This window comes from Streptomyces sp. GQ60 (genome assembly GCF_059758875.1).
In genome coordinates this window covers 390,160-415,177 of record NZ_JCAXEG010000007.1, presented here as the reverse complement: position 1 = coordinate 415,177, position 25,018 = coordinate 390,160, and the positions used below count along the sequence as shown (strand labels likewise).

At 71.8% G+C, this 25,018-nt stretch carries 27 protein-coding genes; 11 read left to right on the top strand and 16 right to left on the bottom strand.

The window, feature by feature from the left end:
* The 3 genes from AC6CKD_RS20755 to AC6CKD_RS20745 all read left to right on the top strand — a co-directional run.
* The coding region (locus AC6CKD_RS20755; RefSeq protein ID WP_498328927.1) for a helicase-related protein at positions 1–619 on the top strand (619 nt) is incomplete at its 5' end.
* A 280-nt stretch (positions 620–899) separates the two neighbouring features.
* Positions 900–1,211, top strand: a complete 312-nt coding sequence (locus AC6CKD_RS20750) for an SCO5918 family protein (RefSeq protein WP_498328926.1) — start codon at positions 900–902, stop codon at positions 1,209–1,211.
* A gap of 931 nt (positions 1,212–2,142) precedes the next feature.
* Positions 2,143–2,481: a MerR family transcriptional regulator gene (locus tag AC6CKD_RS20745; RefSeq protein ID WP_498328925.1), complete on the top strand. Its 339-nt coding sequence runs from the start codon at positions 2,143–2,145 to the stop codon at positions 2,479–2,481.
* 318 nt (positions 2,482–2,799) lie between these two features.
* Here the strand turns inward: AC6CKD_RS20745 and AC6CKD_RS20740 are convergent, their stop codons facing one another.
* The 3 genes from AC6CKD_RS20740 to AC6CKD_RS20730 form a co-directional block, all read right to left on the bottom strand.
* Positions 2,800–5,553 (bottom strand): PKD domain-containing protein, encoded by a 2,754-nt coding sequence (locus tag AC6CKD_RS20740; protein WP_498328924.1) that lies wholly within the window; start codon positions 5,551–5,553, stop codon positions 2,800–2,802.
* Between the two features lie 149 nt (positions 5,554–5,702).
* Entirely contained in the window at positions 5,703–6,410 is a 708-nt protein-coding gene (locus AC6CKD_RS20735) for a response regulator (protein ID WP_498328923.1), read from the bottom strand.
* Positions 6,407–7,534, bottom strand: a complete 1,128-nt coding sequence (locus AC6CKD_RS20730; RefSeq protein WP_498328922.1) for a sensor histidine kinase — start codon at positions 7,532–7,534, stop codon at positions 6,407–6,409. Before AC6CKD_RS20730 ends, AC6CKD_RS20735 begins: the two co-directional genes overlap by 4 nt.
* A gap of 196 nt (positions 7,535–7,730) precedes the next feature.
* Between AC6CKD_RS20730 and AC6CKD_RS20725 the strand changes: the two genes are divergently transcribed.
* Both AC6CKD_RS20725 and AC6CKD_RS20720 read left to right on the top strand, forming a co-directional pair.
* A complete protein-coding gene (locus AC6CKD_RS20725; protein WP_498328921.1) occupies positions 7,731–8,102 on the top strand; it encodes a DUF6223 family protein in 372 nt (123 codons plus the stop codon).
* Positions 8,103–8,265: 163 nt separating this feature from the next.
* On the top strand, positions 8,266–8,793 hold the full coding sequence (locus AC6CKD_RS20720) for a GtrA domain-containing protein (protein WP_498328920.1): 528 nt from the start codon (positions 8,266–8,268) through the stop codon (positions 8,791–8,793).
* Positions 8,794–8,987: 194 nt separating this feature from the next.
* Here the strand turns inward: AC6CKD_RS20720 and AC6CKD_RS20715 are convergent, their stop codons facing one another.
* A complete protein-coding gene (locus tag AC6CKD_RS20715) occupies positions 8,988–9,830 on the bottom strand; it encodes a helix-turn-helix transcriptional regulator (RefSeq protein WP_498328919.1) in 843 nt (280 codons plus the stop codon).
* Between the two features lie 158 nt (positions 9,831–9,988).
* Between AC6CKD_RS20715 and AC6CKD_RS20710 the strand changes: the two genes are divergently transcribed.
* Positions 9,989–10,822: an alpha/beta fold hydrolase gene (locus tag AC6CKD_RS20710; protein WP_498328918.1), complete on the top strand. Its 834-nt coding sequence runs from the start codon at positions 9,989–9,991 to the stop codon at positions 10,820–10,822.
* Positions 10,823–10,853: 31 nt separating this feature from the next.
* Here the strand turns inward: AC6CKD_RS20710 and AC6CKD_RS20705 are convergent, their stop codons facing one another.
* Together AC6CKD_RS20705 and AC6CKD_RS20700 are read right to left on the bottom strand one after the other, a co-directional pair.
* Positions 10,854–11,426, bottom strand: coding sequence for a GNAT family N-acetyltransferase (locus tag AC6CKD_RS20705; RefSeq protein ID WP_498328917.1), 573 nt, complete (start codon positions 11,424–11,426; stop codon positions 10,854–10,856).
* 12 nt (positions 11,427–11,438) lie between these two features.
* Entirely contained in the window at positions 11,439–12,065 is a 627-nt protein-coding gene (locus AC6CKD_RS20700; protein ID WP_498328916.1) for a TetR/AcrR family transcriptional regulator, read from the bottom strand.
* Positions 12,066–12,244: 179 nt separating this feature from the next.
* Here AC6CKD_RS20700 and AC6CKD_RS20695 point away from each other — a divergent pair, with 179 nt between their 5' ends.
* A complete protein-coding gene (locus AC6CKD_RS20695; RefSeq protein WP_498328915.1) occupies positions 12,245–13,279 on the top strand; it encodes a GlxA family transcriptional regulator in 1,035 nt (344 codons plus the stop codon).
* A 12-nt stretch (positions 13,280–13,291) separates the two neighbouring features.
* Here AC6CKD_RS20695 and AC6CKD_RS20690 read toward each other — a convergent pair whose 3' ends face one another.
* Positions 13,292–14,233 (bottom strand): alpha/beta fold hydrolase, encoded by a 942-nt coding sequence (locus AC6CKD_RS20690; protein ID WP_498328914.1) that lies wholly within the window; start codon positions 14,231–14,233, stop codon positions 13,292–13,294.
* Positions 14,234–14,366: 133 nt separating this feature from the next.
* On the opposite strand from AC6CKD_RS20690, the gene AC6CKD_RS20685 reads away from it, so the two are divergent.
* A complete protein-coding gene (locus AC6CKD_RS20685; protein ID WP_498328913.1) occupies positions 14,367–15,005 on the top strand; it encodes a TetR/AcrR family transcriptional regulator in 639 nt (212 codons plus the stop codon).
* Here AC6CKD_RS20685 and AC6CKD_RS20680 read toward each other — a convergent pair.
* The 5 genes from AC6CKD_RS20680 to AC6CKD_RS20660 form a co-directional block, all read right to left on the bottom strand.
* Positions 14,959–16,506, bottom strand: a complete 1,548-nt coding sequence (locus AC6CKD_RS20680) for an alpha/beta hydrolase (protein ID WP_498328912.1) — start codon at positions 16,504–16,506, stop codon at positions 14,959–14,961. The two genes, AC6CKD_RS20685 and AC6CKD_RS20680, sit on opposite strands and share 47 nt — an antisense overlap.
* 105 nt (positions 16,507–16,611) lie before the next feature.
* Positions 16,612–16,956, bottom strand: coding sequence for a hypothetical protein (locus AC6CKD_RS20675; RefSeq protein ID WP_498328911.1), 345 nt, complete (start codon positions 16,954–16,956; stop codon positions 16,612–16,614).
* A 40-nt stretch (positions 16,957–16,996) separates the two neighbouring features.
* Positions 16,997–17,746 (bottom strand): CbtA family protein, encoded by a 750-nt coding sequence (locus tag AC6CKD_RS20670; RefSeq protein WP_498328910.1) that lies wholly within the window; start codon positions 17,744–17,746, stop codon positions 16,997–16,999.
* A 30-nt stretch (positions 17,747–17,776) separates the two neighbouring features.
* Positions 17,777–17,995: a CbtB domain-containing protein gene (locus tag AC6CKD_RS20665; protein WP_356515299.1), complete on the bottom strand. Its 219-nt coding sequence runs from the start codon at positions 17,993–17,995 to the stop codon at positions 17,777–17,779.
* 251 nt (positions 17,996–18,246) lie between these two features.
* Positions 18,247–19,533 carry a phytase gene (locus AC6CKD_RS20660; RefSeq protein ID WP_498328909.1) on the bottom strand — a complete coding sequence of 429 codons (1,287 nt, stop codon included), beginning with the start codon at positions 19,531–19,533 and terminating at the stop codon, positions 18,247–18,249.
* 121 nt (positions 19,534–19,654) lie between these two features.
* Between AC6CKD_RS20660 and AC6CKD_RS20655 the strand changes: the two genes are divergently transcribed.
* Entirely contained in the window at positions 19,655–20,122 is a 468-nt protein-coding gene (locus AC6CKD_RS20655; RefSeq protein WP_498328908.1) for a histidine phosphatase family protein, read from the top strand.
* 21 nt (positions 20,123–20,143) lie between these two features.
* Here AC6CKD_RS20655 and AC6CKD_RS20650 read toward each other — a convergent pair whose 3' ends face one another.
* From AC6CKD_RS20650 to AC6CKD_RS20635, 4 genes are all read right to left on the bottom strand, one after another.
* Positions 20,144–20,836 (bottom strand): TIGR04222 domain-containing membrane protein, encoded by a 693-nt coding sequence (locus AC6CKD_RS20650; protein ID WP_498328907.1) that lies wholly within the window; start codon positions 20,834–20,836, stop codon positions 20,144–20,146.
* Between the two features lie 250 nt (positions 20,837–21,086).
* Positions 21,087–22,004 carry a factor-independent urate hydroxylase gene (pucL, locus tag AC6CKD_RS20645; RefSeq protein WP_489405292.1) on the bottom strand — a complete coding sequence of 306 codons (918 nt, stop codon included), beginning with the start codon at positions 22,002–22,004 and terminating at the stop codon, positions 21,087–21,089.
* Between the two features lie 255 nt (positions 22,005–22,259).
* Complete coding sequence (locus AC6CKD_RS20640) at positions 22,260–23,663, bottom strand: aspartate aminotransferase family protein (protein ID WP_498328906.1); 1,404 nt, start codon at positions 23,661–23,663, stop codon at positions 22,260–22,262.
* Between the two features lie 98 nt (positions 23,664–23,761).
* On the bottom strand, positions 23,762–24,502 hold the full coding sequence (locus AC6CKD_RS20635) for an SDR family NAD(P)-dependent oxidoreductase (protein ID WP_498328905.1): 741 nt from the start codon (positions 24,500–24,502) through the stop codon (positions 23,762–23,764).
* 247 nt (positions 24,503–24,749) lie between these two features.
* On the opposite strand from AC6CKD_RS20635, the gene AC6CKD_RS20630 reads away from it, so the two are divergent.
* Together AC6CKD_RS20630 and kdpF are read left to right on the top strand one after the other, a co-directional pair.
* Positions 24,750–24,929, top strand: a complete 180-nt coding sequence (locus AC6CKD_RS20630; RefSeq protein ID WP_498328904.1) for a hypothetical protein — start codon at positions 24,750–24,752, stop codon at positions 24,927–24,929.
* Positions 24,926–25,015 carry a K(+)-transporting ATPase subunit F gene (kdpF, locus tag AC6CKD_RS20625; protein ID WP_243330869.1) on the top strand — a complete coding sequence of 30 codons (90 nt, stop codon included), beginning with the start codon at positions 24,926–24,928 and terminating at the stop codon, positions 25,013–25,015. Before AC6CKD_RS20630 ends, kdpF begins: the two co-directional genes overlap by 4 nt.
* Positions 25,016–25,018: the final 3 nt, after the last annotated feature.

Genomic DNA, 25,018 nt, shown 5'->3' with positions numbered 1-25,018 from the left:
CGGCGCAGACAAGCAGCGGACGACGACGGAGATCGCCGCCCGCGACGGCCGCGTGATCATGTTCCTGGACACCAAGCACGCCGTGGACCGCCTCACCCAGGACCTCCTCGACAGCGGGGTCCGCGCCGCGGCCCTGCACGGCGGGAAGTCCCAGCCGCAGCGGACCCGGACCCTGGCCCAGTTCAAGACCGGACACGTCACCGTCCTGGTCGCCACGAACGTGGCCGCCCGCGGAATCCACGTCGACAACCTGGACCTCGTCGTCAACGTGGACCCGCCGACCGACCCCAAGGACTACCTGCACCGCGGCGGCCGCACCGCCCGCGCCGGCGAGTCCGGCAGCGTCGTCACCCTGGTCACCCCCAACCAGCGCCGCGACATGACCCGCCTCATGCAGGCCGCCGGGATCGCTCCGCAGACCACCCAGGTCCGCTCCGGAGACGAGGCCCTCAACCGGATCACCGGCGCCCAAGCACCCTCAGGGATCCCCGTCACCATCACCGCGCCGGTGTCCGAGCGGCCCAGGCGCAGCGGCGGCCCCGCCCGCGGGCGGCGCGGGCCCGTGTCAGCCGCCCGGCGCGCGAGCGCGCGCCAGTCCGCCTTCGACGCGGCGGCCTGACGACCACGTGATCAGAAGACTGACCCATCTCTGCAGGAGGCGCGTTGTGACGCTGGTCCGGATGCAGCCCGGCTGCGCGAGGCCCTCGGCGACGACCGCGGGCCGTTCGCCTCGCCCATGACCCCCATGGCCGAGGCGGAACACGCGGTGAGCTACCGCCGCCTCGACGCCGGGCCCGTGGTCGACGTACAAGGCAGCACCCCCGGCGTCCTCGCCCTTGCCGGCTGACCCGCCTCATCACCGCAGAACCGCCCCCCTCCCCTTCTTCCTGTGAGGCAACATGCGCTGTGTCATCGCCCGCTTCCCGTTCGATCTGACCAAGAGCGGCGTCCTGGAATCGATGAAGGGCATCAAGCCCGAGGAAGTCGTCGGCGACTCCGTGATCATCGGCCGCCGCGTCTACCCCGTGAAGCAGGTAGGCCAGGTCATCACCCGCCAGGATCGCCGCGACTTCAGCGTGGGTGAAGTCCTCCGGGCCATGACCCAGCTCGGCTTCACCTGCCGCGGCATCCCGCGGGCTGCCGCGCCGGCGCGCGTCCTCAGTCCGCTCCAGCACGCATCCGCGATGCTCGGCGTCCCGGTCGCCGTCTGACCGAAGGGGCGGCGCGAGCCGCACCCGTACAGCGTGGAAGGGCCCGACCGGCATGCCGGTCGGGCCCTTCCGCGTCCTGCCGCATCCCCCATGTCCGGCTCTCCCGGCCGATGCCGATTACCTCCCCCTCGGCCGCACAAAAATCTATGGTGGCTGGAGTAGACATTGCATGGTGGTGTGGTTATGGTTTCTCTCGTAGCCCAGAGAGACAGCAGGGCCTGGCAGAGACGAACTGCCGGCAGTAGTACTAGTGGTTCAGGTAGTTGCAGTTCAGCAGTGCGGTGCGGTCGTGGAGTGTCGAAGCCATGGTTGGTGCAGGACGGCGACGGGACTGGCAACCGGACCGGGCGGCCCGCAGTGATCAGGGGCCGCCAAGAGCAGGACCTCAGTTGACGCAGTGGCAGTACCCGTGAATGCAGTACCCGTGAATGCAGTACGCAGTACCCAGCAGTGAAGTCAGTGAGCAGCACCTCGGTGAAGGCGTCGGCTGCGGACGCGCGCACCGGGAGGTTCGGCAGTGGGGTTCTAAGCCAGAGCAAACGCAGGACGGGCGACGGGGCTGGCTGCCGGAGAGCGGCGCGGGACATGGCCGCAGAGCAGTACGCAGTACACGCAGTACCAGCAGTAGGCAGTACACGCAGTAAGCAGTACCGAGTAGGTAAGCAGTTGATCACCGAGGGAAGAACGGAGGGGCCGAGCACCATCAGGATCGCCCGGGGAGAAGTCTGGGCCCGGGTACCGCAGGACATCGATAGCGAGGTGGTCTCCGGTCAAGCAACCGCGATCCCCGCATTCCCGGCAGCATCTCGGCCGGGTCGGCGGAAACACAGGGTCGGCGCAGTAACAGGCCGACAGATGGTGTAGTAGTTCCTTCGGGGCCCTGGTGCCATAGGCACCAGGGCCCCTCCACGCGTTCCACGAGAGAGGTGCAATGACAGCAGACGATTCGTTCGGCCGGCTTGACGACGACGACTACCCCGCCTACACGATGGGCCGGGCCGCAGAAATGCTCGGCACCACGCAGGGCTTCCTCCGTGCACTCGGCGAAGCCCGCCTCATCACCCCGCTCCGATCCGCCGGCGGCCATCGACGCTACTCCCGCTACCAGCTGCGCATCGCCGCGCGCGCACGCGAGCTCGTCGATCAGGGCACCCCCATCGAGTCCGCCTGCCGCATCATCATCCTCGAAGACCAGCTCGAAGAGGCACAGCGCATCAACGCCGAATACCGCCGTGCCGCGGAATCGTCCGCGCCGCCGGCCTCGGCCTGAGGTGATGCGCCCGTCCGGGCCGGCGGCCGTGCGACCTTGAGACGCTCCCCCTGATGACGGTGGCGGGATGCACGCACGACCGCGACCCCCCGCTCCACCGCCCGCCTTCGAGCGTCCTGAGCCGGAGCTCCGCCGTCAGTGGCCCGCCTGCCACCACCGCCGAGAGCGGGAAAGCCCTGTGATGCCCGGAGCAGCGGGGACTCGCGCGATGCCGGACGCCGCCCTCCCGGCGGGGCCGGCTCTGAGTAGACCGAACGGAGGAAGCCCCGGCCGCCGCGCAGTGCGGGTGGCCGGGGCTTCCTGGTTGTTCGGGTGGGGTTAGACGCCGTAGCTGGAGAAGAAGCCGAGGAGGTCGGCGATCACGTGGTTGCTTCCGCCGTGACTGTTGAAGATGCTGACCTTGTTGGTGGCGTCGTTGACCGGGGTGATCACGTGGTTGGGGACCGTGAATCCGGGCAGCGTGTTGAGGCTGCTGGCGCCGGGTCGGGCGGCTCCGAATTCGTACGCGGTCAGGAAGCCGGGGCCGGTGGTGTCGGTCGCCGTGACGTTCAGGACTGCGGAGCTGGCGTTGTACGGCAGGTTCGGGACCGTCATCGTGGTGCCGGGGGCGACCTTCCCGGTCACGCGGGTGTCGGCGAGGCGCTCGGGCACGACCGGCGTGAAGCTGTTCTTGCCGTCCGCGCCGTAGAAGCCCACCGCGTCCACGACCAGATGCGTGGAACCGGTGTTGGTGTAGAGGGTGATGGTGCCGTCAGCGCTGACCGGGACGATGGTCTGGTTCGACTTGTCCTTGCCCGGTTCCACGTTCAGGTTCGACGTCGTCGGACGCTTGCTCGGGTTCGGGTACGCGATGACGTGCGCCGGCGCGGTCGCACCGGTGCCGGTCAGGTTCAGCGCGACGGCCTTGGCGTTGGTCGGGATGCCCTTCAGACCGGCGACCTTCACCGTGCGGGTCTTGCCACCGCCCAGCGCTCCGCCCGAGGTGCGCGTGTCCGCGAGACGGCTCGGCGCGATCGAGGAGAACTTCGACCCTTCCCACGGCTGGTAGTAGCCGACGAAGTCCACGATCAGCGAGGCCTTGCCCGAGTTGAGCTGGGCCTGGACCTTGCCGTCGGCACCCAGCGGCACCGTCACCATGTTGGCCGAGGTCGAGCCCGCGCGGATGTTCAGGTTCGAGGTCGTCGGACGCGGCTGACCAGAAGGCCATACCGTGAGGTGGGTGTCCTCCGTGGCATCGGTGACGGTCACGTTGAGGACCGCAGACGACATCCCCCCGGAGAGGGTGTGGCCGGGCACGGCGCGGCCGGCCGGCATGACCACCGGGGTGGCGACACCGCCCCGGACGGGCGTCTTGGTGGTACGGGTGTCGAGCAGCCGGAACGGCTCGGTGGCGGCGAAGTTCGACCTGATGTATTCGACGCGCACGTCGCGGCTACCCGTGGACTTCGCGCCCTTGATGTCCTGCACGGTGAGCGTCACCTTGTACGTGCCGGGCGCCTTGTACACGTGCTCGAAGACGTGCTCACCCGTGCTCTGCGCCGTGGCGCCGTCGCCGAAGTCGATGTCCATGCTCTCGATCGGCCACGGCGCCGGGAGGTCATGGGTGTTGAATTCGAACGTCAGAGGACGGACGACTCGGTCCGGGCTGGTCGAGTCCGGAAAGACCGGAGAATCCCGGAACCCCGCCCGCAGCTCCTTTGGGCCCGTCCTGTGCGATGCCAGCCCCGAGACCTCCCGGCCGGCGGCGTTGGTCACCGTCACCTTCAAGCCGTAGCTGTCGGGCATGGTGAAGACGTGCTCCACGGTGTTCTCGTGGGTGACGACCGGGGCGGTGCCATCACTGAATTCGAAGCGGTACGTGAGCGGCAGCGGGTCCGACCAGGCGCTGCTCGCCCTGGCCGTCAGCTTCACCTTGGTGCCGACCGGCGCCCACGCGGGGTCGGCAGCGAGCTGGACGCCGCTGAACTCGTCCTGGGTCTCGTACGCACCGCGGTCGATGAATCCGCCGCCCTTGCCGGTGTCGGCAACGCGCGGGTCGTCCGCGGTCGCCTTCCCGTGGAAGTCGACGGGAAGCACGCCCGGCGCGGTCGGGTCACCCGAGTCGATGGTCGGCGAGCCGTCATGCGGACCGACGGCACTGGGGTCCGCGGCCAGGATGTCGTGCGCGCCCTGTCCCGTGGCGGCCGTGAACGCCGCCGCGGTCTGGTAGGCGGTGCCGCCCCACTTGTAGGACACCCTGTTGAGCACGGGGCCGGTGATCAGGTTGTAGTCGGCACGGGTACCCGCCGCCGCACTCGCCGATACCTCGATGTTGGTGAGCGGGTAAGCCGGCTTGCAGGAACTGCCGGCCTGTTCGGTGAAGAGCACGTTGTTGAACAGCGCGGAACCGGTCGAGGCGCCACCGACCGAGACGGTCGTCGTACAGGCCGTGGTGAACGTGTTGTTGGTGACGACGGTTCCCGGAGCGTCCACGACCTCCAGGGTCGTCTCCCGCTCGCTGCCGATGGTGTTGCGGCCGAGCACGGTGCCCCGGGCGCCGCCTTCGATGCGGGCACCGGTGCGGAGGGTGCTCCGGACAACGCGCACGCCCGTGCTTCCCTCGCCGACCACGAGGCCGGGGGCGTCACGCAGCGAGACCTGGAGCCGGTCCAGCTCGACATCCTTCGAGGCTCTGACCTGGACGCCGCCCCAGCTCCCCAGCCCGCGGACCACCACGTGGGAGGCGCCGGTGATCTTCAGGCCCTTTCCGTACTTCAGGGACGCCTGCGCGGAGTCCGTGTCGCTGGTGAACGTGACCGGCTTGCCCGGCTCACCGGAGCGGTCGACGGTGACGTTCTCGTCATACGTCGCGGGCTTGATCCGCACGGTCTGGCCCGGCTGAACGACCCTCGCCGCCGCCGAGATGCTGCAGTACGGGACCGCCTGGGAACCGGTTCCGGTGTCGGAGCAGTTGGAGTTGGCGGCATTGTTGACGTAGAGACTGGCCGGAGTCTCGGCGGCGGCAACGGCCGGTGTTCCGAGAATGGTGACGAGGCCCGCGGTGAGCAGGACCGTCGCACGAGTAGGACGCACGCGCAAGTTCCTTCGGAGAGGACACGATGGGATGCCTCTGGGCGCGGCGCCGCACAACGGTTGCTCGGCCGTCCCCCCCTTGGCAACGGTCGGGCGCACATGCGGTCCCAGAGTTCTCCGATCATCATCACACTGCCGTAAGCCTGCTGTCACCCGCGATCTACCGGAGTGTGTCCTTCACGTTCGCGACGGGGCGGCGAGCTGCGCGGGACCACCAGACCGGCTTCGTAGGCGAGGATCACGAGCTGGGCGCGGTCGCGGGCGCGGAGCTTGGTCATGGCCCGGTTGACGTGGGTCTTCGCGGTCAGCGGGCTGATCACCATGCGCGCCGCGATCTCGTCGTTGGACAGGCCGTGCGCGACCAGGGCGACGGCCTCCCGTTCCCGGCCGGTGAGGCCCTCCAGCACGGCGCGCGTGTCGGTGGGGAGCGGCTGGGTGACGTACCGGTCGATCAGCTTGCGGGTGATCGAGGGTGCGAGGAGGGCGTCGCCGCGCGCCGCCACGCGGACGGCGTGCAGGAAGTCCTCCGGCAGGACGTCCTTGACGAGGAATCCGGCCGCCCCCGCGGACAGGGCGTCGAAGACGTACTCGTCCAGGCCGTAGTTGGTGAGGATGACGACGTGGACGCCGGTCAGCGCCGGGTCGGCCGCGATGCGCCGGGTCGTTTCGATGCCGTCGAGCACCGGCATCTGGATGTCGACGAGTGCGACGTCGGGCAGGTGCTCCCTGGCGAGCGCCAGGCCCTCCTGGCCGTTGGCTGCTTCGGCCACGACCTCGATGTCGTCTTCGAGGTCGAGGAACGCGCGGAATCCGCTGCGGATCAGCGGCTGGTCGTCGACGAGCAGGACACGGATCACGAGGCGCGCTCCACGGGGAGTTCGGCCCGGACGGTGAAGCCGCCCCCTTCGCGCGGCGCCGCCCGGAGGCGGCCGCCGAGCGCGGTGACGCGCTCGCGCATCCCGAGCAGTCCGATGCCGGGCACGGGGGTGGTGTCCGGCCCGGCCTTGCCGTCGTCGTCGACCTGGAGGGCGACGGCGTCCGGGCGGTATTCGATGCGGACCGATGCCGTGGTGGCGTCCGCGTGACGGGCGATGTTGGTGAGGGACTCCTGGACGATCCGGTAGAGGGTGCGGCCCACCGCGGCCGGTACGTCGTGCCGCCCGCCCTGGATCGTCAGTGTCGCCCGCACGCCGGTCTTGCCGGCCCGTTCCACCAGTTCGGGGATGTGGTCGAGGCCGTGCGGCGGAGTGGTGTCGTCGTCGCGCAGGGCCTCCAGGGTCGCGCGGAGCTCCCGGGAGGCCTCCCGGCCGGCCTCCCGGATGGCCAACAGGGCCTCCGGGACCGGTTCGCCTCGCTTGTGGGCCACATGGACGGCGGCTTCGGACTGCACCTTGATGACCGAGATCTGATGGGTGAGCGAATCGTGCAGCTCCCGCGCGATGTGCAGCCGCTCCTCGTCGGCGCGGCGCCGCGCGGTCTCCTCCCGGGTGCGTTCGGCTTCGTCGGCCCGCTGCTCGGCCTGCCGGAGGGCTTCGCCGGCGGCGCCGGCGGCGATGAGCCAGGCGATTTCGAGGGCGCCTCGGGCCTGCGCGAACGCTTCGCCCGTGTCGTGCAGGCCCGAGGCGAGTGCCGCGACGGGGAGGGAGGCGAGGACGGCCACGCTCGCCACCACCGTGACGGTGCGGTGTCCCGCCCGCACGGCCGCGTACACCGCGAAGAGGAACGCGACGGCGGCCACGTCGAAGCCCGCGGCCTGGTAGCCCACCGCGCAGAGCCCGGTGACGGCGAGGACGGCGACCGGGGCCCGGCGGCCCGCGGCCAGCGCCAGGCCGCCGGCCGGCAGCAGCACGTAGCCGAACAGGCCGGGACCCGTGGCGGGGTGCGGCCCCGACAGACCGGTGACCAGCAGCGCGGCCGCCACGCCTACGGCGATCAGCCAGTCCCTGACACCGGCCCGAACGCGGAACCGTCCTTTGTCCATGCGCGCACCGTAGCCCGGGGCGGCCGCGGGCGGATCCCGCTCGTGGACGAGCGGCCGGCTACCACGGGCGCAGTAGCTCGGCGGCACCTGCCGCGATCGCGGTAGCGCGAAGTGTCCGCGCCTGCGGGACGACCTGCCGGGGCGGGGCCGACATGCTCGAACCACGTCCAGTCGTGGGAAGAGAAGGAGCACCTCGATGTCCGCTCGTAGCCTGGCGCACGCCTCGGTCCAGCCGCTCGCCGCCGGTGTCACCGACTTCAGCCTGGGGAGGCTCGGAGCCGCCACCGGCGGCCTGTTGGGGCTGGCCGCCGTCGTGATCGCCGTGCTGGCGCTGACCCGCCCCACCGGTCGCTTCGCCGCCGCCAACGGTTCGCTCGGGGCCGTGACGGCCGTGGTGGCGGGGCTGATCGCCACCGCCGTCGGCGGGCTGGTCGCGGCGACCGCCGCCGGTGGTCTCGGCACCGGCAACGGGCTGGGCGGGGCCTACGTGGCCCTGCTGCTCGGCCTGGCCGGCACGGGCCTCGGCGGGCTCGCCCTGACCCGGTCCCGGTCCCGCGCCTTGCACTGACGGGCCGTCGCGGCGCCACTGGTTCCACATGTGGCGCCATAAATGACTCGCAGTGGTGCCACGCATGTGCCATCATGGCACCACGCCAGTGCGCCCTGCGGCCCGCAGCCCGCAGCGCACGGCACACGTGCGTTCCACAGGGCACCAGCGGAGGGGTCGGATCATGGAGACAGTGCAGAGCCGGAAGCAGGCGGCATCCGGCGCCCTCACCTCCTTCGCCCGCTTCGTGGTCTGCGGCGGCGGGGTCGGGATCGCCTCCAGCTTCGCCGTCGCGGCCCTCGCCTCCTGGATTCCCTGGGCCCTGGCCAACGCTCTGATCACCACGGTGTCCACGCTCCTCGCCACCGAGCTGCACGCCCGCTTCACCTTCGGGGCGGGCGGGCGCGCGAGCCGGCGCCAGCACGCGCAGTCGGCGGGATCGGCGGTGGCCGCGTACGCGGTGACCTGCGCGGCGGTACTCGCCCTGCGGCAGCTGGAGGCCTCGCCCAGCGCCGCGCGCGAGCAGGTCGTCTACCTGACCGCCTCGGCGCTCACCGGCGTCGCGCGGTTCGCCGTGCTGCGCCTGGTGGTCTTCGCCCGGAACCGCTCGAAGAGCGCGGCCGCCGGCATCCGCACCGACCGGCCCGTCCCCGCCACCGTGGTCCGCGCCTCGGCCCCGGCCGGCCCCGCGGACCTCTGCCGCGCGGCCTGAACCCGTACCGCGGCCGGTCGGGCAGCCGTCAGGCGGTCAGGGCGTGACGATCGGGAAGGCCGGGTCGGGCTTCGTCACGTAGGAGTACAGGCGGCTGGGGAGCGCCGGGGATCCCGATGTGGAGATGCCGTCCGGGGCACCATCAGACCCGATTGGGTGCATTCCGGGACGTTCTGCACCCCGGGCGGACGAACCTAGGACGCGCCGACCCGGAGGAGGTCCAGCCGGGCGGCCGTGTCCGTGCCGGGCGGGGGCGTCAGGAGCAGGAGGCGCTGGCCGCCCTCCGGGGCGAGCAGGACCTGGCAGTCGAGGTCCACGGGGCCGACGACCGGGTGGATCACCCGCATGCGGCTGCGGCGGCGGACGGCGACCTCGTGCAGCTCCCACAGGGCGGCGAACTCCCCGCTGGCCTCCCGCAGGCGTTCCACCAGACGGGTGGCCGCCGGGTCCGAGGAGCGCCGTCCGACGGCCGCCCGCAGGTCCGCCACGTGGAGGTGGCTGTACTGCTCGTGCTCCCCGGCCGGGTACGCGTCCCGCGCGGCCGGGTCCGCGAACCAGCGCCAGACGACGTTGCGGCCGTGCTCGGACACCGTGCACACGCCGCCCAGGAGGTTGCGGGCCATCTCGTTCTGGGCCAGTACGTCGCCCAGGTCGCTCAGGACCTGCGCCGGCGTTCCGGGCAACGCGTCCAGCAGGTGCAGCAGGCCGGCGCTGACCTGGTCGCCGCCGGCGACCCGCGCGGCGGGCGGGCGGTGCCCGGCGAGCAGGTGCAGGTGGTCGCGCGCGTCGTCGCCGAGGCGCAGGGCGCGGGCGAGCGCGGACAGGATCTGCGGTGAGGGCTGCGGGCCGCGGGCCTGCTCCAGCCGGATGTAGTAGTCGGCCGACATGCCCGCGAGCCGGGCCACTTCCTCACGCCGCAGCCCGGGGGTGCGCCGGCGGGGCCCGGCCGTGAGGCCCGCGTCCTCGGGGCTCAGGCGCTCGCGCGAGCGGCGGAGGAAGTCGGCCAGTTCAGGGCGGTCGATCGTCATGTGGATCATCCTGCCGGACCCCTCCGGCGCGATGCGTCCCGCGACGTATCCAGGGATCGGCGGTCCCGGGTTCGAGGAGGCTCTCCCGCCCCCGGCGGCGCGGCGGCAGTGTGGGCGGAGCCGGAGGGGAGACGCCCCCGGCGCCCGACGCACCAGGAGGAGCAGCCATGCCCACGACCCTCACCAACGCCACCGGAGTCCCCGTCAGCGCCACCGTGCACGTCGCCGACGCCGAGGTCTCCTACGGCCGCACCGGCACGGGCCCCGTGCTCGTCCTCGTCCACGGCACCGGCTCCGGCGGCTCCGCCGTGAACTGGGGGCAGACCGTGCCCCGTTTCACCGGCGACCACACGGTGATCACCCCCGACCTCTCCGGCAGCGACCGCACCACGGACGACGGCGGGCCGCTGACCGTGGAGGGGCTGGCCGCGCAGGTCATCGCCGTCATCGAGGACGCGGGCACCGGGCCGGTGGACCTGCTCGGCTTCTCCATGGGAGCGCCGGTGTCCGCCGCCGTCGCCGCGCTCCGCCCCGACCTCGTGCGCCGGCTGATCCTGGTCGCCGGCTGGGCCCACACCGACGGGGACGAGTACCTGCGCAACCTCTTCACCCTGTGGAAGCTGCTCGGCGCCTCCGACCCGGCCGCCTTCGGCCGCTCCGTCGCCATGACGGGCTTCAGCCGGGGCTTCCTCAACGCGATCGGCCGCGAGCAGGTGGAGCTCCTGATCCCGAACATGCCGCCCACCCCCGGCACCCTGCGGCACGTGGACCTCGACACCCGCGTCGACATCCGCGGCCTGCTGCCGCTCGTCGAGGCCGAGACGCTCGTCATCGGGGCCACCCTGGACATCACCGTCCCGGTGGAGAACAGCCGTGAACTGCACGCCGCGATCGCGCACAGCACGTACGCCGAGATCGAGGCCGGGCACGTCGCGTTCTTCGAGAAGGAGGACGAGTTCGTCGAGCTGGTCAGCCGTTTCACCCGCGCGGGCCGGGCGTAGGACCGCCGCGATCCGGGCGCGGCGGCGGCGGTCAGCGCAGGTCGAGCCGCATCAGGACGCGGGGGTGACCGGCCAGCACCGAGGTGGTGTCGGCGGCGTGGGTGAACCCGGCACGTTCGAAGTTCTTCCGGATCCCGGCGTACGCCATCGTCAGGTCGACCTTGGCGCCCTCGTTGTCGAGCGGGTACGCCTCGACCGCCGGCGCTCCGTGGGACCGGGCGAACTCGACCGCACCGGCGATGAGGGCGTGTGAGACCCCCTTCTTACGATGGCCGGGGCGTACGCGGACGCACCACAGCGACCAGACCGGCAGGTCGTCGACGTACGGGATCTTGCGGCTGTGGGCGAAGGAGGTGTCCGAGCGCGGTGCCACGGCGGCCCAGCCGACGGGCTCGTCACCGTCGTAGGCGAGCACTCCCGGAGGGACCCCGGCCCGGCACAGTCCGGCGACGTACTCACCGCGGGCCGGTCCACGGATCTCGTTGTTGAGCTTGGACGGGATCCGGTAGCTCAGGCACCAGCAGACGTTGGCCCCGGGCGACTTCGGGCCGAGCAGGGCGCGGACGTCCTCGAAGACCGAAGCCGGGCGAACTTCAATGGCCATCCCCCCACGATGTCACGGCGGGGTCGATCCCGTGAGGGTGTCGACCAGGGCCTGGGCGAGGACGGTCGCGGCGCCGATCCTCGTGTCCTCCCGCTCGTCGCCGGTGACCTTGCCGATCACCGCGTCGCGCACCGCCTGCGAGATGTCCAGGTCCCCGAACGACTCGGGGAAGGACAGCGCCATCAGGCACACGCCCACGTTCGCGGAGAGGATCGACCGTCCGGCCAGCGCCGGGGCCGTCCGCAGCCGCCCGGCGGCGCGGCACCGCTCCACGGCCGTCAGGAGCAGGGCCTGCGCCTCCCCGATGGCTTGCGGCTTGGCCGCTCCCGCCGGGGTGAACATCAGCCGGTAGAGGTGGGGGTTGCCGAGCGCGAACGCCACGTGGCTGTCCCAGGCCGTGCGCAGGTCCGCCACCGGATCGCCGGTCTGCGGATTGCGCCTCTTGTTGGCGAGGAAGCGCTCGAAGCCGAGGTCGGCCACCGCGGTGAGCAGCCCCTCCTTGTCGCCGAACTGGCGGTAGATCTCGGGCATGCCGACCTTGGCCCGGTCGCAGATGGCCCGGGTGGAGATCGCCGCCGCGTCCTTGGTGGCGAGCAGCTCCGCGGTGGCTTCCAGAATGCGCTCTCGGGCCGTTGACATGGCTTCGATGGTAGCAGCGCTAACAACTCCGACCTGGGCGTCATGGCGTGCAGCGACTCGACATCCCGGCCATTCGTAATCAGCGCTTACGACCTGTGTTAGCGTTGCAAACATCTACCCGTAAGCGTCGGCCGGGAGTGCCCACGCAGACGCGAGGGAGCCGCCGCGATGGAGACGTCATGGAGACCTGTGGACACCGGTTGGACCTCGATTCCGCGCCCCTGGGGCCCGTCGCGCGGCCGATCGTGATCGTGCTCTTCGAGGGCGTGGACCTGCTGGACGTCACCGGGCCTCCGGAGGTGTTCTCCCTGGTCCCGCGGGAGACGGACGACGCGGCCGGCTACCGGGTCGCCCTGGCCGCGCGGACGCTCGACCCCGTCACCACCTCCGCGGGGGTGCGCATCCTGCCGGACCTGACCTTCCACGAGGCCGCCGCGCGGAGCATCGACACGCTCCTGGTGCCCGGCGCGGTCGAGCTCGACGCCGACCGCCGCGTCCGCGCCCTCACCGATCCGGAGGTCGTCGACTGGGTGCGGACGCTCGCCGCGCGCTCGCGCCGGGTGGCCTCCGTCTGCGTGGGGGCGCACCTCCTGGCCGCGGCCGGGCTGCTCGACGGCAAGCGGGCCACCACCCACTGGTCCACCGCGGAACAGCTCGCCGCCGACCACCCGGCGGTCGAGGTGGACGCCGACCCGGTCTTCATCCGGGAGGGCGAGGTGTGGACCGGCGCCGGGATCAGCGCCTGCCTGGACCTCTCCCTCGCCCTGGTGGCCGAGGACTTCGGCGAGGCCGTCGCCCTGCGCGTGGCCCGGCAGCTGGTGATGTACCTGAAGCGGCCGAGCGGGCAGAGCCAGTTCAGCGTCCCGCTGGAGCCCGTCTCCGCGACGCGGCGCGGCGAGGACCTGCGGCACTTCATCGGGCGGCACCTCGGCGACCGGCTCAGCCTGGCCGACATCGCCGCTTACGCGCACGTCGGCGAGCGGCAGTTGGCCCGGATCTTCAAGTCCGAGCTGGGCATGACCCCGGCCGCCTACGTCGAGTCGGCCCGCGTGGAGCTGGCGCGCAACCGGCTCGAGGCCACCGATGCCACGGTCGCACGGATCGCCTCCACCTGTGGGTTCGGCACCGCCGACACCCTCGTCCGGGCGTTCCGCCGCACGCTGGGCACCACGCCGACGGAGTACCGGCTCCGCTTCCGCACCGCTGCGGGCTGAGCCGACACGTTGCTACGCGGCCCCGCGCGCGGCCGGGTCGAGGGAGTCGACGTCCTCCATGAAGCTGAGCATCCGGGCGTTGACCAGCTCGGGGTGGTCGATCTGCGGGCCGTGCCCGGTCGCGGAGACGATCTCGGCGCGGGCGCCGGGGATCACCCGCGGCACCCGCTCCAGCTGGCGCTTCGGGTGCACGAGCAGGCTCCGCTTTCCCATGATCAGGTAGAACGGCGTGCGGATCGAGCCCAGTTCCGCGTCCGACAGCGGCCGCGGGGCGGGGCGCCGGATCCGGAAGGCGCGGACGCCCGCCTGGATCCACGTCCGCAGTTCCGGGACGACCAGGACCGGCTGCTCCAGCCACTTGGCCAGGCGCGGCCGCAGCGCCTTGGGGGCGTAGGTCGCGAAGAGGCTGGCGAAGATCCACACGAAGAAGCGCAGGCCCACCTTCTCCAGGCCGCCCGGGTCCAGGGCGGTGACGGAGGCGAGGCGGCCGGGGCGCAGGTGCGCCTGGTTGATGACCAGCCAGCCGCCGTAGGAGGAGCCGACGAGGTGGACCCGGTCGAGGCCGAGGGCGTCGAGCGCCTCGTCCATCCACTGGGCCGCGCGCTCGGGCTGCCACATCGGCTCGCGCTGGACGCTGCGGCCCGGGTCGCCGGGGGTGTCGAGCGCGTAGACGGGCCGGTCGGCGCCGAGGGCCGCGGTGTTGGGGTACCACTGGGCCGAGCAGCCGCCCGAGCCGTGGATCAGGACGACGGGCGTACGGGCCTCCGCCGCCGGGTCCGCGGGGCCGTACCGGTAGACGTGCGTGGTCCCGAAGCTCGTCTCCACGTCCGTCTCCGAACGGGCGGGGGCACCCATCGCGTAGAGCGCGTCGCAGGCGGCGAAGTAGCGGTCGCGCAGCTCGTCGCTCACGTAGCGGCCGATGTCGCGGCGTACACGGGGCTTGTTGTCGGGCACGGGGGCACCTCCTGGAGGATCGAGGATCCGTTCTTTCGTGATACGACCGTACCACGATGTTGATACGGCGGTACCATGAAAACGAGCCGCGGGATCATCACCGACGGGCACCGACGGGCGGAGACACCAGAACATGCCGAAACGCGTGGACCACGAGGAACGGCGCGCCCAGATCGCCGAGGCACTCATCCGCGTCGCCGGACGGCGCGGGCTGCACGCGGTCGGCATGCGCGACGTGGCAGCCGAGGCGGGGGTCTCCCTGCGCCTCGTCCAGTACTACTTCCAGACCAAGGAGAAGCTGCTCTTCTACGGGCTCCAGCACCTGACCGACCGCTTCACCGCGCGGGTGGCCGCGCGGCTCGCCGCCGCCGGCCCCGATCCCGGCCCGCGCACCACGATCGAGGCGCTGCTGCTGGCCTCCCTGCCGACGGACGAGGAGAGCCGCACCTTCCACCTCCTCTACAGCTCGTACTCGATCCTGTCCGTGACCGACGAGGCGCTCGCCGCCCAGCCCTTCATCGACAACCCCGACGCCGCCGAGAACGCGGTGGCCGAGCTGATCGGCCGGGCCCAGGAATCCGGCCTGGCCGACCCGGACGCCGACGCGCGCACGGAGGCGATCAGCCTGCTCGCCATGGCGGCGACCATGGGCACCGGCATCCTGGTCGGCCAGCGGAGCCCCGAGTCGGCCGTCGCGGTGCTGCGCCACCACCTGGACCGGATCTTCAGGCCGGGCACGAGGAGTCCCGCGGCGGACGCTCCCCCGTCGTGAGGTACGCGGTGACCGTGCGGTCGGAGCAGGCGTTGCCCTGGCCCGGGTACACCCCGTGGCCGCCGTGGTCGACGGTGAGCAGGCGGGCGCGCGAGCCGAGGGCCTCGCGCATCTTCAGGGAGGCGGCGTACGGGGTCGCCGGGTCGCGGAGGTTCTGGACCATCAGGATGTTCGAGGGACCCCGGTCGGTGATGCGGGTGGGGCGTTCGGCGGGGGCGTCCTTCCAGAAGGCGCACGGGGTGATGTTCGCCGGCATCCCGGCCGTCAGGGGGTGCGCGGCGCGGTCCGCGGCCACCGCCCGCTCGTACCCGGAGACGTTCTTCGGCCAGGCCACGTCGTTGCAGATGACCCCCACCATCAGCGACGCGTCCGTGTCGGGCAGCACTCCGGCGAGCTCCCTGGGCAGCTCCGGGACGGCCGCGGGGTCCTGGGCCGCGCGGACGAGCCGGGCGAAGGCGGGGAACTGGGCGTCGCCGTAGAGGGCCGCCTGCAGGGCCTGGCGCAGCATCGTGCCGGTCAGCGGCAGCCCGGGTACGTCCGACGGCTTGGGGGCACGGTCCAGTTCCGCGGCCAGCGCCAGGAACAACGGGCGTACGTGGTCCGGGTGTTCGGCGAGCCGCAGCCCCTCCCCCGCCCGCGCCGGGTCCGCCGCCCAGGCCGCGAAGTCGGGGAAGCGGTCGTCGGCGCCCTGCGCCATGTTCGCGAGCCAGCCGCGCGCGACCCGCTTCGGGTCGGGGTCCCCACTGCTGTCCAGCACCAGGCGGTCGGTGCGCTCCGGGAACTTCTGCGCGTACACCGCCGTCACGTAGGCCCCGTAGGAGACGGCCCAGACCGACAGCTTCCGCTCGCCGAGGGCCTCCCGGAAGCGGTCCATGTCGCGCGCCTGGTTGGCGGTGGTGAAACTGCGCAGCACCGGGCCGCCGTTCGCGGCGCAGGCCTCGGCCACCCGGCGGGAGCGCTCGGCGTTCTCCGCGATCCCCCCGTCGGGACCGGGCCAGGAGCGCAGGGTCGTCAGCCGCCGGTCGGCCGCGTCCAGGCCGCACTCGGCGGTGACGCTGCCGCCGACTCCGCGCGGGTCGAGCGCGACGATGTCGTACGCGCCGGCCAACTGGCCTGCCAGCGCGGCCCCCTTCTGCGACAGCCGCTGCACGCCCGAGCCGCCCGGCCCGCCGGGGACGACGGCCAGCGTCCCGCGCCGGGCGGCGGGACGGGTGCTGGGCAGCCGGGACACCGCGAGCTCGACCTGCGGGCCCGCCGGGTCGGCGTAGTCGAGGGGGACGGACAGCTTCGCGCACTGCTGGCCGTCGAGGTGGCCCGTGTGGGTGCACGCCGTCCAGTCCAGGGCGGGCGCGGTGCCGCGGGCCGTGGTGGTGCCGCGGGCCGTGGTGGTGTCGGTCGCCGTGGCGGTGGTGGCCGTGGCGGCGGCGGTGCCGGTCAGCGTGGCCGCCACGGCCGTGGCGCAGAGGGCGACGAGTGCGGCCTTGCCGCGGTAAGTGGTCATGCAACGAGGATGGTTGAGCATCGGCCGCCACCCCATCCGGCAGCCGGGACAGCCGTTCGGGGGCTAGCCCCCGGGCTGCCGTCGGGCCGCCGTGCCGGACCCCCGTCAGGCCACCACGACCGCCACCGCCGCCGCACCCATCAGTACGGCGGCGGTGTGGATGGCCGCATGGCCGTAGTCACCCGACCAGAGGTGGCGGGCCAGGCCGCCGATGGCGGTCAGGCCCGCGATGATGCCGACCTGCGCGAGCAGGGTGACGGTGATGAAGGGGCTCAGCAGCAGGATCACGGAGTTGAGCCAGAACGGGGCGGCGCCCGTCCAGCCCCGCCACTCCCGCAGTTCCCGCCACTGCTGCCCGTACGGGCGGTGCGGGCGGAGCGGCCGGTGCGGCCCCTCCCGGCGGCCTTTGGGTCTTCGGTGGCCTCCGAGCCCTCGGGTCGCCGTCGTCACCGCGCCGTCACCAGCCTCTCAGTTACTTGCCCGCAAGACGTCAACTCGCAGGCTGTACAGCCTCCTTGGGCGTTCGGGTGGGGACAAGGGCCCGTTCGGCAAGAAATCCGAAAGCCAGGCCGAAAGTGGTCCACATCGCTGCCTGGATGGCGAGCGAGGCGAGCCGGAACTGCCAGACGAGCGCCGCCGGGAAGTCCGCCGGCACCTCGTTGACGCCGGGCAGGAACGCGTACGCGATGCCGACGGCGGCCACGAAGGCGAGCGAGGCGGTGACCGAGGCGTTCCAGTTGCCCAGGCTCGGTGCGAGGCGCCGGCCGAGGATCAGCGCGGCCGCCGCGAGCAGCAGGCCGAGCGCGAGCATCAGGACGTAGAGGGTGGTCCGCTGGACCGTGGTCTCGGGGTCCCCGACGGCCGGCGGATTGGCGGGGTACTTGAAGAACGGCACCAGGGTGACGGTGACGAACAGACCGCCGGACACCAGCAGCGCCGTGGCCCGGGGGCCGAAGCGGCCGATCCGGCCCAGGGCGTAGCAGAAGACGAGCGCGGCGATGCCGCCGAGCGCGATCCCGTAGAGCAGGGTTCCGGTGCCCAGACCGGCCGTGGCCTGGAGGGCCCGGCTGACCGGGGCGGCCTCGCCGCCGTGGTCGTGGGCTCCGGCTTCCTCGAGGGCGATCGCCGCGTCGACCTGCGATTCACCCAGGAAGTACGCGACGAGGAACGCGGCGACCCCGGCCAGCAGGCCGGCGAGCATGCCCCTGACGAGGAGCACGCGGGGGGAAATGGGGTTCATGAAGTTTTCGGTCCCTTGCGGATCGGTGGATCAGTGGCAGGGGAAGCCGAGGAGGTGGCGGCCGTCGTGCATCCACTCGTGCACGGTGTCGCCTTCGAAGATCGCGGTGGCGCCCTGCTCGGCGCCGACGAGGTAGAGCAGGACCAGCATCAGGACGCCGGCGAACAGCGCCCAAGGGGCCAGGGTGGAGAGCGAGATGGGTGCGACGGCCAGCGGGGCGGCAGTCGTGGGCACGGCGGAGTCGGCCATGGCAGGAACCTCCAGAGGGAACACGCGTCCCGGTCAGTGGTGCTTGCGACGACGGTGGCGGGTCTGACTTTCCTCCCCCTCCGGGAGGATTCACAGTGGCGCGACCGTGCCGGATTCTCAACCGGACTTCCGTCATACCGTCGTCTTGTCGTCCGATACCGTACCGCTCTTTATGGCGGCCTTACAGCGTCCCCGCAAGAGGGTTCCGTTTCGACCGCCGTCCCGCCGGGCGGAGGTGTCAGCCGATGGCGTCAGCCGATGGCGTCGACCACCTCGCCCAGGTCGACGAACTTGAAGCCGGTCGCCTCGCGGTCGCCGTCACCCGGGGTTTCCCGGCCGTCCTGGACGACGAGCAGGCCGCGGGGGTAGCGCGCGCCGAGAGGGGCGTTGAGGGCGGCGGCGCCGTCGCAGACCTCGGAGCCGTCAAGGGTGGCGGAGGCCGCGGTGATGCGGAAGGCGCCCTCGAACTCGTTGTGGTCGTCGCGCTCGCGGTCATAGGCGACGAAGCTGTCGTCGCCCTGGCTGGAGGCGAGCAGGTAGCCGTCGCCGTCGGCTTCGGTGACCAGGGTCAGGCCTTCGACGTCGGCCGTCAGCCGCTTGCCGCCGTAGCCGGGATCGGCGCCGGGCGCGCACTCCTCGGTCTCCTCGTCGTAGGTGCCGGGCACTCCGTACTCGCGCACCTTGTCGATCAGCTTCGGCGTGCCGGTGAGGCCCGCGTCGATGCGCCAGATCCCGACGTCCTCCTGCCCCGCGTACAGGGTGCCGTCCGCGGGGTCGACGACCATGCCCTCGACCTGCGGCAGCTCGCCCGGCTCGGCGCAGGGCGTCCACGCGGCGCCGTTGGGCAGGCGGAAGGAGGACGGCAGGTCGAGCGTGCGCACCTGGCGGTAGTCGACCGTGCCGGCGGGGGTGGCGACCAGCTCCAGCAGGGCGATCCGGGTGCGGTTGCGCTGGCTGACCACCGCGTAGGACCGGCCGGTCTTCCGGTCCGTCCAGGTGGCCAGGCCGTACGCGGTCTTCTGCTCGTTGATCTCCGCCTGGTCGGCGGAGAAGACCGGGCGCGCCGCCGGGTCGGTGACGTCGACCAGGGGGCCGCCGGGGCGGTTGCGGTCGATCCGGTAGATCCGCAGCCGGTCGTTGCCCCGGTCGCTGACCACCGCGACATCGGCGCGCCCGCCGCCCAGGCGCAGGCCGTTGACCAGGTCGACGTTGTTGAAGCGGCCGGGTGCGTCGTCGGCGCCCGGCCCGGCCGGGGCGGGCAGCGACTGCACCTGCCGGGCCTCCAGGTCGTAGACCCGCAGACCGCCCTGTTTGGCGGTCGCGATCACCAAGCTGCGGCCCGGGTCGGCGGCGTTGCGCCAGATCGACGGGTCATCCGCGTTGGCGTCGCCACCGGCCTCGTCGTCGTACAGCGGCGCGGTCTCGGCCTGGGGCCGGATGCCGCTGCTCGAGGAAGCTTGTGCCGGAAGCGCGACGGACGCGGCGAGTGCGGTGCACAGCACGAGCGCGGTGGCGCGGGCGGCCGAACGTAGGCTCAATGTTCTTCCTTTACAAGGGATTTGCCCTGAAGGAACGACGCTCGCCGGGTCGCTTGTCATGACCGCGCCCGACAGGTGGCCGATGGTTGAACGCGATGCGAAAGCCCGGGACAATCAGACGGTGCACCCCACCGTCGCACGAGTCCGGCTCGTGACACCCCCGCTGGACGCGGCGGCGCGCCTGCACCGCTTCCCGTACGCGGATCCGTGCCCGGGGCACGAGGAACTGCGCGGCCAGGATCACGGAGCCTGGGCCGGGCGGCCCATGGACGACGTGGCCCGGGAGGACCCCGAGGGGCTGCGACGGTGGATGACCGACACCTCGTACGCGCCTGCGGGCGGCGGGGAGTCGGTGGAGGCGCTGATCACCCGGGTCGGCGCACACCTGGGCACCCTGGCGCCGGGTACGCACCGGGTGGTGGTCGGGCAGGGCGTCGTACGGGCGGCCGTGGTGTGGGCCCTGGAGCTGCCCGCGGCTGCCTTCTGGCGGCTCGACGTGCGGCCGGAGTCGGTCACCACGCTCACGGGGCGTTCCGGGCGGTGGAACCTGCTCGTGGGCCGGCCGGCGGATCCGCCGGGCAGCGCCTGACGCACCGCCTCATTCACCGCCTCATTCACCGCCTCCTCCGCCACCTCCACCACCGCCGCCTCCGTCCCCTCCGCCGCCTCCGTGGCCCCCGTGGCCTCCGCCACCTCCGTGGCCCCCGTGGCCTCCGCCGTCGGAGTGCGTGCCCGTATGCCAGCCGGGACCGGAGTCGACGTCCACGCGCGAGAACCTGCGCCCCGACGTCGGGCCCTGACCGCTGCTCCTCGGCGTCGGACCGGGGCGGGATGGAGCCGCCTGCGGGCGGCCGACCGGGCGCCGCACCGTTGGCTCCCTGAGCATGGCGCTTTCGACGAAGACGTACGCCGGCATGCGCGGGTCGCGCTCGGCCCGCTGGAGGTGTCGCCGGCCCGCACGGGTCGCCCGACGGTCCGCGCCCTCCACCAGGCCCCATGTGGCCAGCCCACGGGCGATCTCCTCGACCTCCCGGGAGCGTTGCAGGCCGGCGCGTACGGCGTCGATGCTCTTGGTGCGGCCGCAGAACGCGAACACGGCACGCTCGACCGCATGCCCGGGCAGCTCCCCGTCCACCGTGCGCACCTGCGCGGCGTGCACCACGAGCAGCCCGCGCCGGTTCAACGCGATGACCGCGCTGTCCACCACCCGCCGCGCCCCGCCCGCCAGGAACGCGACGTCATACACGTCCAGAGTCCGCGTCTCGCCCGAGCCCCTGACGATCCACCGGAACACCCACCCCATGTCAGACCCGCCCCCGCTCCGGCCCACTTCACCTGTCGGCAGTGTCACCTGACGGCGCAGCGCCCAACCCTCTTCCCGCCATCTCAGAGCAACACTTGAGCTTCACGGGCGCAGGGCGGGACCGACCGGGGCCTGCCGGACCGGGCGTACCGGGCGAGCCGGGCCTGCCGGACGCGTCCGGACCGTGAACGCGGAGCGGCCCGGACCCCGCGACGCGGTCCGGGCCGAAATTCCGTGGGTGGAGCGGGCGTTAGGCCACGATCCAGTCGCTCGTCGCGATGACCGGCTGGACGCCGTCGCGGTGCACCGTGCCCTCGATGAGGCCGTACATGCGGTCGGCCGCGAAGTAGACCTCGTTGTCGTTCTTGAGGCCGAAGGGCTCCAGGTCGACGAGGAAGTGGTGCTTGTTGGGGAGGTTGAGGCGCACCTCGTTGACCTTGGGGCAGTTGTCGAGCACGCGCTCGGCCATCTGGTTCAGGGTCTGCTGCAGGGAGTACGAGTAGGTCTCCGCGAAGGCTTCCAGCATGTTCTTGCGGACCTTCTTGTACGACTGGTCCCAGTCGTACCCGGCGTCGTCGGCGGCGAGCGCCGAGTGCGCCCAGCGCGCGGTGACCTTGGTCGCCAGGATGCGGTCGTACGCCTCCTGCAGCGTCGTGTACTTGTCCTTGATGAAGCCGTGGAACTCGGAGTTGGTCGAGTTCATCACGGTCAGGTCCTTCAGACCCGAGATCACCTGGAGACCGGTGGTCTCGCTGTACGTGATCTGCGCGGTGCGCACCTCGGTGCCCTTGAGGGCGAAGGAGTGCTGCTCCTTGCGCGTCGGAACCGGGATCCGCTCCCAGGCGTACTCCTCGACGCGGATCTGCGCCTCGCGGATCGGGGCCTGGGAGGAGACGAAGTGCTTGGCGAGCAGGATGCCAAACGCCTCGGGGGAGGCGACGCCGTGCTCCTTGGAGAAGGCGTACACCGTGTTCTTGGTGGTGTCCGTGGGCAGGCAGTTGGCATTGTCACCGGTGAGGTGGACGTCGCGGAACTCGCCCCGCAGCGCTACGGAGACGTTGAGGTCGCGGATCTCGTGCCAGGAACCGTCGCTGCCCTTGCGGGTGACCTTGACGATGCGGTTCTCGGCCTTGCCGTACTGGTTCTGGGCGAGGATGTGCTTGCTCATGCGCTGTCTTCCTTCGGGTACTCGGGAACACGGAGTCCGGTCGTCTGGATCCCGTACGCCCGGCGTCCGGCGGACGCGCAGCCCGCCCCCCGCCGTTCGGTCACGCCGATTCCTCGCGTGGACCGCCCCGGGACTGACGTGCATCCCGGTCCGTAGGTGCCTGTTGATTCCAGCACGTCCACATGCCGTTCGTAAGGGAGCGGATCCTCCGAGAACAGGCACCCACGGCTTGGGCAACCGTACGATCTGCGCAGGTCAGACCGTGTGCGCGTCGGCCACCGTCAGGGCCTCGTCGATGATCCGCAGCCCCTTCTCCACGTCCTCGGCCGACACGTTGCAGGGCGGCGCGACGTGGATCCGGTTCCCGGCGAGCAGCGGCCACAGCCCGGCCTTCTTCAGGGCCGCCCCGAACTCGGCCATCGGCGCGTTGTCGGCCCCGGCGGCGTTGTACGGAACCAGCGGCTCGCGCGTCTCCTCGTTCCGTACGAGCTCCAGAGCCCAGAACGTGCCCAGACCCCGGACCTCCCCGACCGACGGGTGGCGCTCCGCGATGGCGGCCAGGCCCGGCCCGAGCAGCTCCGCACCGGTGCGGGCGGACTGCTCGACGACGCCCTCCTCCTCCATGACGTTGATCGTCGCGACGGCGGCGGCGCAGGCCAGTACGTGCCCGGAGTACGTCAGCCCGCCCGGGTAGGGCCGGCGGGCGAAGGTCTCCGCGATGGCGGCCGAGATGGCGACCCCGCCGAGGGGTACGTATCCGCTGGTCACGCCCTTGGCGAAGCAGATGAGGTCGGGGGTGACGTCCCAGTGCTCGGAAGCGAACCACTTACCCGTGCGGCCGAAGCCGACCATGATCTCGTCGAGGATGAAGACGATGCCGAAGCGGTCGCAGAGCGCGCGGACGCCGGCCAGGTAGCCGTCGGGGTGCACGAGCACGCCGGGGGCGCCGCCGACGGTCTCCAGGATGATCGCGGCGATGGACTGCGGGCCCTCGAAGACGATGGTGTCTTCCAGGTGGCGCAGCGCGCGCTCGCACTCCTCGGCGGGGTTGGCCGCGTAGAAGGGCGAGCGGTAGGCGAAGGGGCCCCAGAAGTGCACGACGCCGGCGGTGGCGGTGTCGTTGCCGAAGCGGCGCGCGTCCCCGGTGAGGTTGATCGCGGTGGAGGTGGCGCCGTGGTACGAGCGGTACGCGGAGAGCACCTTGGGGCGGCCGGTGTGCACCCGGGCCATGCGGACGGCGTTCTCCACCGCCTCGGCGCCCGCGTTGGTGAAGAAGATCTTGTCCAGGTCGCCCGGGGTGCGCTCGGCGATGAGCCGGGCGGCCTCGGAGCGCACGTCGACGGCGAAGCCTGGGGCGACGGTGCAGAGCTTCCCGGCCTGCCCGGCGATGGCCGCGGCCACCTTCGGGTGCTGGTAGCCGATGTTCGTGTAGACGAGGGCGCTGGAGAAGTCGAGGAAGCGGTTGCCGTCGTAGTCCCAGAAGTAGGAACCCTCGGCACCGGCCACGGCGAGCGGGTCGATGAGCTCTTGGGCCGACCAGGAGTGGAAGACGTGACTGCGGTCGTCGGCCTTCACGGTGGCCTGTGCGGTGGCCTGTGCGGCGGCCTGTGCGGAGGTGGCCGGTGTGGCGGCGTCGCGTGCGTCGGCTTCTGCGTTCATATTCCGAGGGTAGTTGTCCACGATGTGGAATCCGGTGGGGAGGGGCCGGGGCGGCCGGGGCGGTGTCGGAGCCGCGCCGGCACCGCGTCCGAGCCGGGTCAGACGACGTGCCGGCCGCCGTCGACGGTGAGCACGTCGCCGGTCGTGTAGGCGGCGTCGACCAGGTAGAGCGCTGCATCGGCCACGTCCTCCGGGGTGCCCACGCGGCGCAGCGGGGTGTTCTCCGTGATCCACTCCCGCGAGCTCTCCCAGACCTGGTCCTCGCCTTCGTACCAGGGGGTGTCGATCAGGCCGGGTGCGATCGCGTTCACCCGGACGGCGGGTCCGAGATGGGAGGCCAGCAGCCGGGTCATGTGGTTGACCGCGGCCTTGCTGACGGCGTACGGGATCGAGCTGCCGAGCGCGCGGGTCGCGGAGACCGACGAGATGTTGATGATCGAGCCCGCCCCGGATTCCCGCAGGTGGGGCGTGGCGGCGGTGATCAGCTGCCAGGTGCCGATGACGTTGACCTCGAAGATCTCGCGCCAGGCGTCGGCGTCGGCCGCGTCCAGGTCTCCCAGGGGTATGAACCGGGTGACGCCCGCGTTGTTGACCAGGACGTCGAGCCGTCCGTACGTGTCGATCGCCGTCCGAACGATCCGCCGCGCGTCGTCGGCGTCCGCGACGTCGCCCCGTACGTAGACCGCGTCGGGGAGTTCGGCGGCGAGCGCCTTGCCCGCGCTCTCGCTGCGCGCCGAGTTCAGGACCACGCGGATGCCGGCCGCGGCCAGCCTGCGGGCGATGCCCGCGCCGATGCCGGAGGAGGAACCGGTGATCAGGGCGACACGACTCTCGGACATGGCATTCCTCCTGGCAGGGATTCGCTTCGCTTGCCGCTTGCCGCTTGCCGCTTTGCGCAGGCGGACGGCCGGAGCATAACGCGGGATACCACATGTCGGAAATAGATTTCCGGTATACGGAATCTTGCCTCTTACCTCTCGACCCAATATCGCCACATACCGGGCACATCAACACATATCCACTCACTCCGAGCGAACGGCACGTCCCCGCGCGTTAGAGACCCGTCAAGGCCGCGCCGACGGGCGTATGGGGCCCGTCAAGGAAGCCTGTGAGGAGCCGAAAAGGCGTTCCACTCAGAGGTGTCCGAAAAACGCCCGCCCTCGAACCCTCCGGGAGCTCACGATGGCCGATCTGGCCTTCGTCGTCACCACGATCGCGGTCTTCGCGCTGGTGGTCCTCGTCGCCAAGGGGGTGGCCAAGCTGTGAACGCCGAAAACGTCATCGGCCTGCTGGTCGCCGTCGCGCTGTTGGGTTACCTCGTCGTCGCCCTCGTCTTCCCGGAGAGGTTCTAGCGT